The following is a 14052-nucleotide window of genomic DNA, read 5'->3' on the forward strand; positions in this document are numbered from 1 at the left end:
CCGGGTCTTTCAGCCGTCCGGCGTCGATGCACCGGGTCCGGGTCTTTCAGCCGTCCGGCGTTTGAGGACCGGGGTCTGGGGCGGAGCCCCAGGGGTTCGGGCGCAGCCCGGTTCCCCGTTCACGGTGGGGCTGCGCCAAATCCAGCCCCGCCGGCGTTTGAGGCGCGGGGTCTGGGGCGGAGCCCCAGGGGGTTCGGGCGCAGCCCGGGGCCCCGCTTTCAGCCTGGCCGGCGTTTGAGGGCCGGGGTCCGGGCAGCGCCCGGGGAACGGTGGAAGGGCGGGTAGGGGAACTCCGCCCCGCGCAGCGGCAACCGTCGCAGCCGGGCTGCGGGGGGCGGGGTGGCCCCGGGCAGCGGCACGCCCGCGGCCGGGGGTGTGGGGTGGCCCCGCGCGGCGGGCAGGGCTGCGCCGGTCAGACGCGGGCGGGGCTGAGCGGGGCCAGGGCCGGCATCAGACGCAGGGCGTTGTCCCGGTTGATCGCCAGGCGGTGCGCCTCAGTCAGCACGGGATCCCCCGCCATCGCCGGCAGCGCGACCCCCGTGACCATCTCCGCAGGACACGCCGGCCAGTCGGTCCCGAAGAGGATGCGGTCGGGGGATGCCATCGCCAGCAGGGTGCCCGCGGGGGACATGGGCCCGGCGGTGTCGTAGTAGAAGCGGAGCAGGTGGTCGCGGACCATCGCCGGGTCCACGGGCGGAGTGAGCGCGCCCGCGAAGGCCTGTACGCGGGTGGCGATGTGCGGGAGGAAGCCGCCCGCGTGCGGCAGGATCACGGACAGGTTCGGGAACCGGTCCAGCGTGCCCTTGTGGATCATGTTCAGCGCGGCCCGCGTGGTGTCCAGCAGGAAGTCGCACAGGAAGTTCGGGATCCCCGGAACGGCCACCGCCCCCGGCCCCCCGCCCGCCCCCGGCCCCCCGCCCGCCCCCGGGCTGCCACCCGCCCCAGGCGGTGTTCCCCCGCCGGGGCCCGTGCCGGGTCCCCCGCTAGGGCCGCGGCGAGGGCTCATGCCAGATCCCCCGTCAGGGCTGCTACCACGGCCCGATCCAGAGCCCGGTCCAGGGCCCCCGCCGGGGCCAGAGCCGGGGCCAGAGCCGGGGCCCGAGCCGAGGCCAGAGCCAAGGCCAGGGCCGAGGCCAGAGCCAAGGCCAGGGCCAGGCCTCGAGGCGGGGCCAGGGCCAGGCCCCGAGCCAAGGCCCGAGCCGGGGCCAGGGCCAGGCCCCGAGCCAAGGCCAGGGCCAGGCCCCGGGCCAGGGCCCCCGCCAGGGCCCGCGCCCGCGCCCGGCAGGTTGTGCGGGTGGGTGTCCACGACGGCGGAGCGTTCGTCGAGTTCGGCGAAGATCGGGTCGTAGGTGGGGTCGCCCAGGTAGACGCCCCCGTAGTTCGCCGTCACGTTCACCCCCACCGCCCCCAGCTCGTCGAGCCCCCGCCGCAGCGCCCAGCGCGAGACGTCCGGGTCGTCGAGGAAGAGCGGGGCGTGGAACGCGAAGCGGCCGGGATGGGCGTCCGTCACGTCCGCCGCCGCCCGCAGGGTGATGTCGGTGGCCTCGCGAAGCTGCGCGGACGTCGCGTAGCGCGCGGGCAGCATCGGCTTGAGGACGGCGGTGGCGATCCCCGCCCGGTCCATCAGTTCCAGCGCGGCCGCGGCGTCCCAGTGTGCCCAGGGCGGCAGGGCCTTGCGGTGTGCCAGGCCCTGGTCCTCGGCCCACTCCAGCCATTGCGGGGCGCAGAAGTGGTGGTGGACGTCGATCCTGCTCTGGCTGCCGTCGTCCGGCGGGGTGATGTCTGCGATGTCCGGCATGGGGGGACCTTATGGCGGGGCCGCGCGGGCGGCCGCGGGACGGGTCGGGGACCCGGCCGATCCCCTCAGGCGGGCGTAGTTTCGGGCCCGAACGGGGTAACGGAGGTTATGCGGGCCGCGGGCCGCGGCAGTGAGGTGGCTGGACAAGTCGAGCCCCGAGCCCCACGAGAGGTCTGAGCCGTGACGACCGAACCCGCAGTGGCAGTGAGTGACGGCCTCCCCGTCGGCGAGGCCGTGGCGGCCGTGTCCATGGGCACGCCGGAGTACCGTACGTGCCCCTATCCGGTCTACCGGTCGCTGCGCGAGCAGGCCCCGGTCGCCAAGCTGACCACGCGCCACGGGGTGGACACGTATCTCGTCACCCGGTACGAGGACGCCCGCTCCGCGCTGTCCGATCCGCGCATCGGCAAGGACATGCACGAGGGCATCGACATCTACCACGCGGTCTTCGGGGACACCTGCGATGCCCTCGACGACAACCTGATCTTCGCCGACCCGCCGCGCCACACCCGGCTCCGGCACATCGCCCACGAGGCCTTCACCCCGCGCCACGTCAAGCTCCTGCGCCCGCGCATCGAGCAGCTGGCCGCCGAACTGCTCGCCAAGTGTCCGACGGACACCCCCGTCGACCTGATGGCCGCCTTCGCCCTGCCGCTGCCCGTCATGGTCATCTGCGAGCTGCTCGGCATCGTCGGGGACGAGCGCACCGACGTCCTGAAGTGGTTCGGGCAGGTGACGCGCTCCCGGTTCAGCAAGGACGCCGCCGAGGACCTGGCCGCGGCCGAGCACTGGCTGCGGAACTACTTCCTCGGCCTGGTGGCCCGCAAGCGCGCGGAGCCCGCGGACGACTTCCTCACCGTGCTGATCCAGACGGAGCACGAGGACGGGGCCCTGACCGACGACGAACTCGTCTCGATGATGTGGGTCCTGCTCTTCGCGGGCCACAAGACCACCACGTACCAGATCGGCAACGCGGTCTTCGCGCTGCTGTCCCACCCCGACCAGCTGGCGCTCGTACGGGAAGACCGGGGGCTGCTGCCCCAGGCGGTCGAGGAGCTCGTCCGGTTCGAATGCTCGGTGGAGACCTCCACGTTCCGCTACGCGCTGGAGGACGTGGAGATCGGCGGAGTCGCCGTCCCGCAGGGCTCCCTGGTCCAGATCGCGATCTCCTCCGCCAACCGCGACCCGGAGAAGTTCGCGGAACCGGACACCCTGGACGTGACGCGCAAGGGGCTGCAGAGCACCCACCTCGGCTTCGGCCACGGACCCCACTACTGCCTGGGTGCGCCGCTCGCCCGCATGGAGCTGGAGACCGCGCTGACGGCCCTGCTCGACCGGTTCCCGGACATGGTCCTGGCGACCCCGGAGCCGGGCCACGAGGAGTGGCTCAAGGGTCCCTTCCCGGCCTTCCGCGGGCTGGAGCGGCTGCCCGTCGCCCTGGACCCGTCGCGGACGGTCGACGACTGGACGGCCCCCGCCTCCGGTTGATCAGTTGGCCGTTGGCCGGTTGGCCCCTTGCCCTGTCGGCCGTTGGCCCGTAGGTCCGGTGGCCCGTTGGGCCTTCGTGCCGGCATCGGACTGCCCCGCCCGCCCGCCCCGTGGGTCCTCCCGGAGGATCCGCGGGGCGGGCGCGTGTCCGGCCGGGGCTACGAGGCCTGCGCGCCTACGAGGCCTGCGCGCCTACGAGGCCTGCGGGGCCCGCGGTGTCTCCAGTGCCGGGTCGACCACCGACTCCCCCCGGGAGGCGCGGCGGACGGAGTCCGCAAGATCCTCGACCGGGCCGTCCCGCAGGATCAGCCCGGCCGCGCCGGCGGCGAGGGCGGCCTCCGCCAGGCCCGGATGGGCGGAGCCCGTCAGGACCAGGATCCGGCATTCCGGATCCTCCGCCAGCAGCGCGGGGACGCGGTCCACCGACTCCGTCAGCGCCACCGCGGGGCGGGACAGCGGCGAAGCCACGACCTCGATGTCCGGCTGGAGGCCGAGGAGAACCGCCAGGGCCGGGTTCGGCGGGTCCAGGAGCACCCGCAGGGATCGGGCAGGGCGCTGGGAAACGGGCATCTCATCCACCCGGCCAGGGTAGGGGCGAAGTGTTCCGTACCGGGGCAACGCGCCGTGCGGGAAGAGTGGCTGACAGATCGTCAGGAGTCTTCCCAAGTGCTGGGGCGTGCGTTATACATTCCTTCACCGGGCACTCTAGAACGCGTTCTAGAGTGCCGGTCCCGCATACGACCTCGGTGCGGCCGACGGTGCGGACGGCCGCGCCGAGGTCTTCCAAGGCACCGGGCTTTCACAGCCGGTGCCCGACAGCCGGTGCCTCACGGCCGGTGCTCCACAGCAGGTGCCTCAAAGACGGTGTTTCCAACACAGGGAGCAGCACGCCCATGCCGATCGATGCCGCCAAGGCCCTCGCCGCCGAACCCCGCAAGGGGAACATCGCCTGGGGCCACAAGGACATCCAGCTCTACCACCTCGGACTCGGCGCCGGGACCTCCCCGAACAACCCCGGGGCAGCCACCGACCCCGACGAGCTGCGCTACACCCTGGAGTCCAAGCTCCACGTACTGCCCAGCTTCGCGACCGTCGCGGGCGCGGGCATGGCCATGATGGGCGGCCTCGCCGCACCCGGCATCGAGGTCAACCTCGCCAACGTGCTGCACGGCAGCCAGTCCATCGAGCTGCACCGGCCCATCCCGGTCAAGGGGGAGGCCGCCTCGACCGCCACGGTCGCCGCGGTCTACGACAAGGTCAAGGCCGCCGTGATCGTCCTGCGCACCGAGGTCGCGGACGCCGACGGGCCGCTGTGGACCTCCGACGCCTCGATCTTCGTCCGCGGTGAAGGCGGCTTCGGCGGCGACCGCGGCCCCTCCGTGAAGGCCGAGCAGCCCGAGCGGGCGCCCGACCGGATCGAGGAGCGCAAGATCCGCGAGGAGCAGGCGCTGCTGTACCGCCTCTCCGGGGACTGGAACCCGCTCCACGCGGACCCCGAGTTCGCCAAGCTGGCCGGCTTCGACCAGCCGATCCTGCACGGCCTGTGCTCGTACGGGATGACCCTGAAGGCCGTGGTCGACACCCTCCTGGACGGCGACGTGTCCCGCGTCCGCGCCTACCGCACCCGCTTCGCCGGGATCGTCTTCCCCGGCGAGACCCTGCGGATCCGGATGTGGCAGGAGCCCGGCCGCGTCCTCGTCACGGTGAGCGCCGCCGAACGGGACGACGCCCCGGTCCTCGCCGACACCGTCGTCGAACACTCCTAACCCGTCACGGACACAGCCAGTCAGAGACACCGTCAGGCAGAGACACCGTCAGGCAGACAGAAGGAGCCGCACCGTGCGCGCAGCACTGCAGAGCGAGATAGGCCAGGACAAGCTCGAGGTCGTCGAGGACATGCAGGCCGTGGGCTTCGGCCCGGGCAAGGTCAAGATCCGCATCAAGGCCACCGGCCTGTGCCACTCCGACCTCTCGGCGATGAGCGGCGTGCTCCCGCAGCCCGCCCCCTTCATCCCGGGCCACGAGGGCTCCGGCGTCATCACCGACGTCGGCGACGGGGTCACCAGCCACAAGATCGGCGACCGGGTCCTGGTCTGCTGGCTCCCGCCCTGCGGGCACTGTCCCTCCTGCAAGCGCGGTCAGGGCCACCTGTGCCTGGAGGCCTTCGGCAACGTGGCCACCCCCAACTTCCAGCGCGGCGAGAGCCCCGTCTTCGGCTTCGCGGGCACCGGCACCTTCGCCGAGGAGATGGTGGTCCCGGCGGGCTGCGCCGTCCCCATCCCCGACGACGTGCCCTTCGACATCGCCGCCCTCATCGGCTGCGGTGTCACCACCGGCCTCGGAGCCGCCATCAACACCGCCCAGGTGGAGGCCGGTTCCTCGGTGGCCGTCATCGGCTGCGGCGGCGTCGGCATCTCCGTCATCCAGGGCGCCAAGGTGCAGGGCGCGGCCCAGATCGTCGCCGTCGACCCGGTCGCCTCCCGGCGCGAGGCCGCGCTGCGCTTCGGCGCCACCGAGGCGGTCTCCCCGGAGGAGTTCGCCGACGCCAAGAACCGGATCACCGCGGGTGAGGGCTTCGACTACGTCTTCGAGGTCGTCGGCAAGTCCGCGACCACCAAGACGGCCTACGACATGACCCGCCGCGGCGGCTCCGTGGTCGTGGTCGGCGCCGGCGCGCTCGACGACAACTACTCGATCAACATGTTCTCCCTCTTCTTCGACGAGAAGAAGATCCTGCCGTCGATGTACGGCGGCGGCGACGTGCTCCGCTCCTACGAGCGCACCATCGCGCTGTGGCGGGCCGGCCGGGTGGACCTGGCGGGCCTGATCACGCACCGCGTGCAGCTCGCCGAGATCAACGACGCGCTCGACCAGATGCGTACGGGCGTGGCCCTGCGCACCTGCATCGAACTCTGACCCGTTTCGAGAGGAACCGTACGGATGTCACTGCCACTTGAGGGACTCGTCGCCATCGTCACCGGCGCCGGCCGCGGCCTCGGCCGGTCCGAGGCGATCGAACTCGCCCGGCTCGGCGCGAGCGTGGTCGTCAACGACTTCGGGCAGCCCGGCCGCGACGGCTCCGGCGAGGCCTCGGCCGCACCGGCGGAGGAGGTCGCGGCGGAGATACGTGCCGCGGGCGGACAGGCGGTGGCGCACCTGGGTGACGTGGCCGACTTCGAGCAGGCGCGCGAACTGGTCGAGCTGGCGGTGAACAGCTTCGGCAAGCTCGACATCCTGGTCAACAACGCGGGCATCCTGCGCGACCGGATGGTCTTCTCGATGTCGGAGGCCGAGTGGGACTCGGTCATCCGGGTCCACCTCAAGGGCCACTTCAACACCACCCACTTCGCCTCCGTGCACTGGCGCGAACGCTCCAAGGCGGTCGGCGGGCCGGTCTACGGCCGGATCATCAACACCTCCTCCGAGGCCTTCCTCGGCGGCTCGGCCGGCCAGCCCAACTACGCGGCGGCCAAGGGCGGCATCGTGGGCCTGACCACGTCCACCGCCCTGGCCCTCGCCAAGTACGGTGTCACGGCCAACGCCATCTGCCCGCGGGCCCGTACCCGTATGACGGAGGACGTCTTCGCGGGCTTCCAGGTCCCGGAGGAGGGCAAGCTCGACGCCCTCGCCCCCGAGCACGTCTCCCCGCTCGTCGGCTACCTGGCCTCGCCGGCCTCGGCCAAGGCCAACGGGCAGCTCTTCGTCGTCCACGGCGGCATCGTGGTCGTCATGGAACGCCCCAGGGTGGCGGCGAAGTTCGACACCACCAAGGAGTCCTTCTCCTACGAGGAACTCGACGGGCTCCTCACCCCGCACTACGACTCCCGCCCCGCGAACGAAACCTTCGCGGCGACGGAAGTCCTCGCCCTCAAGCACGACGGCTGACACCGCCGGCACCGTTCCTCCGGGGCGGCGGGTCCTCGGACCCGCCGCCCCGCGCGTGTGCCCGTACGCCGGTCAGCCCACGAGCGCGAAGGCCAGCGGACCGTGCAGATCGGCGGGCTCCCGGTAGTGCACCCCGGTCATCCCCAGCGCCTCGGCAGCCTCGATGTTCTCCAGCCGGTCGTCGATGAACAGGCACCGGTCCATGGCGGCCCCCGCGCGCCCGGCGGCGATCTCGTAGATCTCCCGGTCGGGTTTGGCCACGCCCACCCGGGCGCTGCTGACCACGTGATCGGCGAGGTCCGACAGCCCGAGCGCCGCCAGATCGTCCTCCAGGTCGAGGGTCGCGTTGGTGACCAGGACCAGCGGCGTGCCCGACGCCCGGACCCGGCGCAGCATCCCGACCACCGTCTCGTCCGCCGAGAACGACGACGAGCCGAAGGCCCGGGCCAGCTCGTCGGCGCGGGCGGGCGAGACCCCGGTGTCCTTCGTCAGCTCGGCCGCTACCGACCGGACCCACTGCTCCCTGGTGATGTGCCCGAGGAGCAGCGGCCCGTCCAGGGCCGGGCTGAAGGCGACCGACCAGGTCGTGCCCGGTTCGAGGCCGGCCGCGGCCTCCAGCTCGGTCACGCGCGTCGTGTCGTAGAAGCGGATCACGTTGTCGAGGTCGCAGAGGACCGCGTCGTAGGGCTTGGAGTTCGTCACCGGGCCTGGATAGCAGATCCCCGGAAGCGGGCGGCACTCACCCCAGCGGAGCCTGCTGCAAGGGGACCGGGCGGGCGGGGGCCGGGGGCAGGGGGATGGGGTCCAGGCGGATCGGCGGGGGCGGGGCGACCGGGAGGGTCATGCCCAGGAGCCCGCACGGCACGTCGGGGGTGGCGTACGGGAGGTGCAGGCGGCCCTCGGGGGTCCAGCGGCCCGTTCCGCCGAGCCAGCCGGCCGGGCCGCCGAGCCGGAACACGTGCCGGTCGGCGGGGCGCCACAGGGCGAGCCCCGCCACGGAGCCGCCGTAGCCGTCGCCGGCCTCGTCCACCCGCAGCGCCACCCCGCAGCTCTCCGGCATCAGCACCTGCCCGGGCTGCACCGCGAACGGCGTCGCCGTGGCCCCGACGGCCCGCAGGCATTCCGGGAACCGCACCGGCCGGGCGCTGCCCAGCACCCCCCAGCCGAGCCGGAGTTCGCCCGGCGCGTCCGAACGGATCAGCAGCAGCCCGCTGTCGGGGTCGGCCAGCAGCAGCCGGTCGTTGCTGGCCTCCGCGATCTGGAGCAGCGGCGACACCTCCCCGCCCCGGCGCAGGTCCACGGCCACCGCCTTGGTCACCGGCCCGTCCGGGCCGTCCAGTTCGCGGTCCAGCGCCAGCAGCCGCCCCGTCCGGTCCAGCCAGACCCCGCCCGAACAGCGCCCCGGGATCCGGGCGACGCGCTCCGGCCCGAAGGGGACCCCGGCCACCTGCCACACCGTGGTCGAGGCGGCCTCCACGGCCAGGGCGAAGGCCCCGTGCCCGTCGGGGGACGGGGGGAGCAGGGTGACCCGTACGCCGTCGGCCGCCGGGACCGCGCCGAGCTGCAGCTCCCCGGTCCGGGGCCCGGCCCCCGCCGCGCCGCCGCCCGTCGGGTACAGCAGCGCGAAAGCGTGCCGTTCCGCGACCCGGCGGTGGATCAGCACCCGCCCGTCGGTCAGCGGCAGCACCTCGCTGTCGGCCTCCTCGGGCTGGGTGAGGGGCAGCGGCACGGCGTACGGCTCGGGGCCGGTCAGTGTCCAGCGCTCCGGATAGCGTGCTTCGCCCTCCCCGGCCAGGCGGGCGGCGTAGGACCCGTCGGCGGCGATGGTGAACGGGGTCGCGCTGGTCTTCTCGATGGCACAGACAGTCATCTGCGGGCACCTCCGCCGAGGAAGGTAGTGATCGCGCTTCCCTCCGGACAACGCGACAATCCCCGCTTCACACATACGGGTGGCGGGGCGGCGGTTCTGCCGTGCAGCAGGAGGCGATTGTGCTGTGCGATATCGGGGCGTTTAGGGTGAGGAGGCTGGTTAGGTACACCTAACCCGCTTTTTCGGATCTTCAAGCGTTTCGCCCGCTCCCCACCCTCAGGAGACCCCGCATGTCCCTCCGACCTCGCACGCGCCGAGGTGGCCCTGCCGCCGCCGTCGCCCTGGCCGCTGCCGCCGCACTCGTCCTCACCGCCTGCGGCGGCGCCCAGGACGACAAGGCCGCGAAGCCGGGCAAGGAGGCCCCGGCCGGAGGCACCGAGAAGAAGGCCGCCGCCCAGGGCGGCAAGGACTTCTCCGACGCGGCGAAGAAGACGGCGGCCTTCGGGACCACCGCGGCGGCCGGGCAGTTCCCGCGCACCGTCACCCACGCCATGGGCTCCACCGAACTCAAGGCCGCACCCAAGCGGGTCGTCGTCCTCGACGTGGGCGAGCTGGACAACGTCGTCTCCCTCGGCATGCGGCCCGTCGGCTACGCGCCCACCGAGGGCGACGAGGGCATCCCCGGCTACCTGAAGAAGGACGCCGGCGAGCCCAAGTCCGTCGGCACCATCAACAACCTCAACCTCGAAGCGATCAACGCCCTCAAGCCCGACCTGATCCTCGGCAGCCAGCTTCGCTCCGCGGACAAGTACGAGGCCCTCTCGAAGATCGCCCCGACCGTCTTCTCCATCCGCCCCGGCTTCCCGTGGAAGGAGAACTACCTCCTGAACGCCGCCGCCCTCGACAAGACCGCCGCGGCCGAGGCCAAGCTCGCCGCCTACCGGGCCAAGGCGGCCGAGCTCGGCGAGGACCTCGGCGAGAAGAAGCCGACCGTGACGATGCTGCGCTACATGCCCGGCAAGACCCGGCTGTACGCCGGCGCCTCCTTCATCGGCACGATCCTGAAGGACTCCGGCATCCCGCGGCCGCAGAACCAGCAGGTCGAGGACCTCGCGGTGGAGATCAGCCCGGAACGCATGGACGAGGCCGCCGCCGACTGGATCTTCACCGGCGTCTACGGGGCCAAGGACAAGACGAAGCGCGACTCCGCCGAGGACAACCCGCTGTGGAAGGGCCTGGAGGCCGTCAAGCAGGGCCGGGCCAAGGACGTCGCGGACGAGACCTGGTACCTGGGCCTCGGCGTGACCGCCGCCGACAAGGTCCTCGACGACCTGCGCGGCTTCCTCGTCAAGTAGCCCCGCGAGACCCCCGGCCCGGTCCGGACCGGGCCGGGGGTCTTTTCTCCCGGCCCGGCCGCCCGGCCGCCCGGCCCCGGCCCCGCTGCGGCCCGGCCCTCGCCCCCGCCCCTGCCCCGGCGGAAACAGCCCCCGGGACCAGACCGGGGCCGGTCGCCACGGACGGTAGCCTTGGCCTGTGCCCCGTCTCTCTGAAGTCATCGCCGCGCTGGACGCTCTGTGGCCCCCCTCGCGGGCCGAGGAGTGGGACGCCGTCGGCACCGTCTGCGGCGACCCCGACGCCGAGGTCGCCCGGGTCCTGTTCGCCGTCGACCCCGTCCAGGAGATCGTCGACGAAGCGGTGAAGCTGGGTGCCGACCTGCTCGTCACCCACCACCCCCTCTACCTGCGCGGCACCACCACCGTCGCCGCCGGCACCTTCAAGGGCCGGGCCGTGCACACGCTGATCAAGAACGACATCGCGCTGCACGTGGCCCACACCAACGCCGACACCGCCGACCCGGGCGTCTCAGACGCCCTCGCCGGCGCCCTCGACCTGCGCGTCACCGGCCCGCTCGTGCCCGACCCGAGCGATCCCGCCGGCCGCCGGGGCCTCGGCCGGCTCTGCGAACTGGACCGCCCCGAGACGCTGCGCGAGTTCACCGCGCGCGTCGCCGCCTGGCTCCAGCCGACCGCACAGGGCATCCGGGTGGCCGGCGACCCCGACGCGCTGATCCGTACCGTCGCGGTCAGCGGCGGCTCCGGCGACAGCCTCTTCGCCCAGGTCCGGGCCGCCGGCGTCGACGCGTACGTCACCGCCGACCTGCGCCACCACCCGGTGTCCGAGGCCCGCGAGCAGAGCCCGCTCGCCCTCGTCGACGCCGCCCACTGGGCCACCGAATGGCCCTGGTGCGAGCAGGCCGCGGCCCAGCTCGACGCCATCTCCGAGCGCAACGGCTGGGGTCTGCGGACCCACGTCTCGCGCACGGCCACCGACCCGTGGACGGCGCACGCGCCGTCCGTGACATCCCCTTCGACGTCCCCTTCTCTCCCTGGAGCCCCCAACTGAACGCCGAGCCCGCCGACCAGATCCGACTTCTCGACGTCCAGGCCCTGGACGTCCGGCTGTCTCAGCTGACCCACAAGCGCAAGATGCTCCCCGAGCACGCCGAGGTCGACTCGCTGACCAGCGACCTGGCCCAGCAGCGCGACTTCCTCGTCGCCGCCCAGACGCAGGCCACCGACGCCGCCCGCGAGCAGACCAAGGCCGAGCAGGACGTGGACCAGGTGCGCCAGCGCGCCGCCCGCGACCAGGCCCGCCTGGACACCGGCGTCGGCATCTCCGCCCGCGACCTGGCCAACCTGCAGAGCGAGGTCGTCTCCCTCGCCAAGCGCCAGGGTGACCTGGAGGACGTGGTCCTGGAGGTCATGGAGCGTCTGGAGGGTGCGCAGGAGCGCGTCACCGAGCTCACCGACCGGGTCGCCTCGCTGGAGACCAAGCTCGTCGACGCCACCGCGCGCCGCGACGCCGCCACCGGCGAGATCGACGCCGAGCTCGCGGGCATCGCCAAGGACCGCGAGGTCATCGTCACGACGATGCCCGCCGCGCTGATCGCCCTGTACGAGAAGATCCGCGTGAAGCAGGGCGGCGTCGGCGCCGCCCGCCTGTCGCAGCGCCGCTGCGAGGGCTGCCGCCTGGAGCTCGACCTCGCCGAGGTCAACGAGATCAAGGCCGCCGCCCGCGACCAGGTCGTCCGGCACGAGAGCTGCGGCCGCATCCTGGTCCGCATGGCCGACTCGGGCATCTGATGCCGAAGTTCGTTGTGGAAGCCGACGGCGGCTCCCGGGGCAACCCGGGGCCCGCCGGGTACGGCTCCGTCGTCCTCGACCCGGTGACGGGCGAGACGCTGGCCGAGCGCGCGGAGTACATCGGCGTCGCGACGAACAACGTGGCCGAGTACAAGGGCCTCATCGCCGGGCTGAGGGCCGCCCGTGAGCTGGACCCGGACGCGGTGGTCCTCGTCCGCATGGACTCCAAGCTCGTCGTCGAGCAGATGTCGGGCCGCTGGAAGATCAAGCACCCGGACATGAAGCCGCTCGCGGCGGAGGCGGCGAAGGTCATGCCGCGCGCGCAGGTGACGTACGAATGGATCCCGCGCGAGAAGAACAAGCACGCGGACCGGCTCGCGAACGAGGCGATGGACGCGGGCAAGCGGGGCGAGCAGTGGGAGCCCGCGAACTCCTCGGCCGCCCTGGACGTCTCGGCGGCCCGCATCCTGGCGACCCCGCCGGCGGCGGGCCCCGTGGGCGACGCCGCAGCGGGTGCCGCGGCCGTCCGTGCGGCCCTCGCCGGTACGCGGACCCGCGCAGGCGCCGCCCCGGCCGGCGCCGACACCCTCTTCGGTGCCCCGACGGACCTCGTGGCCCCGGCCCCGGCTCCGGCCCCCGAGCCGGACACGACCGGCGCGGCCACCGGCGCGGGCAGGGCCACGGACACCGGTCCGGCGACCGCCACCGCCCCCGCCCCCGCCGCGGGGCAGGGCTGGGGGCCCGACATGGGGCCTCCCGCCACCTTCGTGCTGCTGCGCCACGGAGAGACCGCGCTGACCCCGCAGAAGCGGTTCTCCGGCAGCGGCGGCAGCGACCCGGAGCTCTCCGAGGCGGGCCGCCGCCAGGCCGCCGCCGTGGCGGAGTCGCTGGCCGCGCGCGGCACCATCGAGTCGGTGATCAGCTCCCCGCTGCGCCGCTGCCGGGAGACCGCGCAGGCCGTCGCCGACCGGCTCGGGCTCACCGTCACGGTCGAAGAGGGGCTGCGCGAGGTCGACTTCGGCGCGTGGGAGGGGCTGACCTTCGCGGAAGCCCGCGAGCGTCACCCCGACGACCTCCAGGCGTGGCTGGACTCCCCGAAGGCCGCCCCGACGGGCGGCGGCGAGAGCTTCGCCTCGGCCACCCGCCGGATCTCGGCGACCCGGGACCGGCTGCTCGCCGAGCACGCGGGCCGCACGGTCCTGCTGGTCTCGCACGTGACGCCGGTCAAGATCCTGGTCCGCCTCGCGCTGGGCGCCCCGCCGGAGGCGCTGTTCCGCATGGAGCTGTCGGCGGCCTCCCTCTCGGCGGTCGCCTACTACGCGGACGGCAACGCCTCGGTCCGCCTCCTGAACGACACCTCCCACCTGCGCTGACCCGGCTGTTCCGGGCCGCGCGCGCGTGCGGTCCGGGGCCGCTCCGGCCCGGGACTCAGCCGGTCTCCCGGCCGGCCGAGGCCGACTCCTCCTCGCGCAGCTCCCACACGGGCGGCGCACCGGGGTCCGGCCGGGAGACCACCCGCAGTTGGCGGGGCCGGTAGGTGTCGTTCGCGTCCTCGACGGTGAGGCCGGCCGAGCTCAGCACCGTGCGCAAGGCTCGTACCATCGCGTCCGCGACCCGGGCGGAGTGGAGCAGGGCGGGGTCGTCCGGCCGTCGCAGCCGCAGCGCGCGGCTCGTGCATTCCCGCAGCCGCGGGCTGCCGGACCACCCCACGTACACCCCGCCGGCGGCGTCGGCCCCGCGGTCGATCGTCACCTCCGCACCGCCCACCAGCTGCGGATCCATGCCGGGGGCCACCACCGGCAGCCCGGCCGCGGCCAGTTCGTTGCGGACCCGCCAGGCGAGCAGTTCCAGCCGGGTGGTCTCTTCCACGCTCAGTCTCTCGAACACCCGCTCAACCTAGAGGGCGACGAGGACTGCAAAAAGGTAGG

13 protein-coding genes are annotated in these 14052 nt (G+C 73.5%); 8 read left to right on the forward strand and 5 right to left on the reverse strand.

Going from position 1 to position 14052, the window contains the following annotated elements; genetic code table 11:
• Window positions 1–412: 412 nt before the first annotated feature.
• Window positions 413–1798 (reverse strand): amidohydrolase family protein, encoded by a 1386-nt coding sequence (locus ACIA8F_RS35745; RefSeq protein WP_399385198.1) that lies wholly within the window; start codon window positions 1796–1798, stop codon window positions 413–415.
• A gap of 180 nt (window positions 1799–1978) precedes the next feature.
• Here ACIA8F_RS35745 and ACIA8F_RS35750 point away from each other — a divergent pair, with 180 nt between their 5' ends.
• On the forward strand, window positions 1979–3286 hold the full coding sequence (locus ACIA8F_RS35750) for a cytochrome P450 (protein WP_399385199.1): 1308 nt from the start codon (window positions 1979–1981) through the stop codon (window positions 3284–3286).
• Window positions 3287–3478: 192 nt separating this feature from the next.
• Here the strand turns inward: ACIA8F_RS35750 and ACIA8F_RS35755 are convergent, their stop codons facing one another.
• Complete coding sequence (locus ACIA8F_RS35755; protein ID WP_399385251.1) at window positions 3479–3856, reverse strand: DNA-binding response regulator; 378 nt, start codon at window positions 3854–3856, stop codon at window positions 3479–3481.
• 323 nt (window positions 3857–4179) lie between these two features.
• On the opposite strand from ACIA8F_RS35755, the gene ACIA8F_RS35760 reads away from it, so the two are divergent.
• From ACIA8F_RS35760 to ACIA8F_RS35770, 3 genes are all read left to right on the forward strand, one after another.
• Window positions 4180–5052, forward strand: a complete 873-nt coding sequence (locus ACIA8F_RS35760) for a MaoC/PaaZ C-terminal domain-containing protein (protein WP_399385200.1) — start codon at window positions 4180–4182, stop codon at window positions 5050–5052.
• 73 nt (window positions 5053–5125) lie between these two features.
• Window positions 5126–6202: a Zn-dependent alcohol dehydrogenase gene (locus tag ACIA8F_RS35765; RefSeq protein WP_399385201.1), complete on the forward strand. Its 1077-nt coding sequence runs from the start codon at window positions 5126–5128 to the stop codon at window positions 6200–6202.
• A 24-nt stretch (window positions 6203–6226) separates the two neighbouring features.
• On the forward strand, window positions 6227–7171 hold the full coding sequence (locus ACIA8F_RS35770; protein WP_399385202.1) for a 3-oxoacyl-ACP reductase: 945 nt from the start codon (window positions 6227–6229) through the stop codon (window positions 7169–7171).
• 72 nt (window positions 7172–7243) lie between these two features.
• On the opposite strand, the gene ACIA8F_RS35775 is transcribed toward ACIA8F_RS35770, so the two are convergent.
• Both ACIA8F_RS35775 and ACIA8F_RS35780 read right to left on the reverse strand, forming a co-directional pair.
• On the reverse strand, window positions 7244–7873 hold the full coding sequence (locus ACIA8F_RS35775; RefSeq protein ID WP_399385203.1) for an HAD family hydrolase: 630 nt from the start codon (window positions 7871–7873) through the stop codon (window positions 7244–7246).
• Window positions 7874–7910: 37 nt separating this feature from the next.
• Window positions 7911–9041: a hypothetical protein gene (locus ACIA8F_RS35780; protein WP_399385204.1), complete on the reverse strand. Its 1131-nt coding sequence runs from the start codon at window positions 9039–9041 to the stop codon at window positions 7911–7913.
• Between the two features lie 230 nt (window positions 9042–9271).
• Between ACIA8F_RS35780 and ACIA8F_RS35785 the strand changes: the two genes are divergently transcribed.
• The 4 genes from ACIA8F_RS35785 (at window position 9272) to ACIA8F_RS35800 (ending at window position 13497) form a co-directional block, all read left to right on the forward strand.
• Entirely contained in the window at window positions 9272–10336 is a 1065-nt protein-coding gene (locus tag ACIA8F_RS35785; protein ID WP_399385205.1) for an ABC transporter substrate-binding protein, read from the forward strand.
• A gap of 178 nt (window positions 10337–10514) precedes the next feature.
• The gene (locus ACIA8F_RS35790) at window positions 10515–11384 is read left to right on the forward strand and encodes a Nif3-like dinuclear metal center hexameric protein (RefSeq protein ID WP_399385206.1); all 870 of its coding nucleotides are present in this window, start codon (window positions 10515–10517) and stop codon (window positions 11382–11384) included.
• Complete coding sequence (locus ACIA8F_RS35795; protein ID WP_399385252.1) at window positions 11381–12124, forward strand: zinc ribbon domain-containing protein; 744 nt, start codon at window positions 11381–11383, stop codon at window positions 12122–12124. The genes ACIA8F_RS35790 and ACIA8F_RS35795 overlap by 4 nt, the downstream gene beginning before the upstream one ends.
• Window positions 12124–13497 (forward strand): bifunctional RNase H/acid phosphatase, encoded by a 1374-nt coding sequence (locus ACIA8F_RS35800; protein ID WP_399385207.1) that lies wholly within the window; start codon window positions 12124–12126, stop codon window positions 13495–13497. Before ACIA8F_RS35795 ends, ACIA8F_RS35800 begins: the two co-directional genes overlap by 1 nt.
• Window positions 13498–13552: 55 nt before the next feature.
• Here ACIA8F_RS35800 and ACIA8F_RS35805 read toward each other — a convergent pair whose 3' ends face one another.
• A complete protein-coding gene (locus ACIA8F_RS35805; protein WP_399385208.1) occupies window positions 13553–14011 on the reverse strand; it encodes a hypothetical protein in 459 nt (152 codons plus the stop codon).
• Between the last annotated feature and the right edge of the window lie 41 nt (window positions 14012–14052).

The organism is Streptomyces sp. NPDC051563 (assembly GCF_044454225.1).
Lineage (GTDB): Bacteria > Actinomycetota > Actinomycetes > Streptomycetales > Streptomycetaceae > Streptomyces.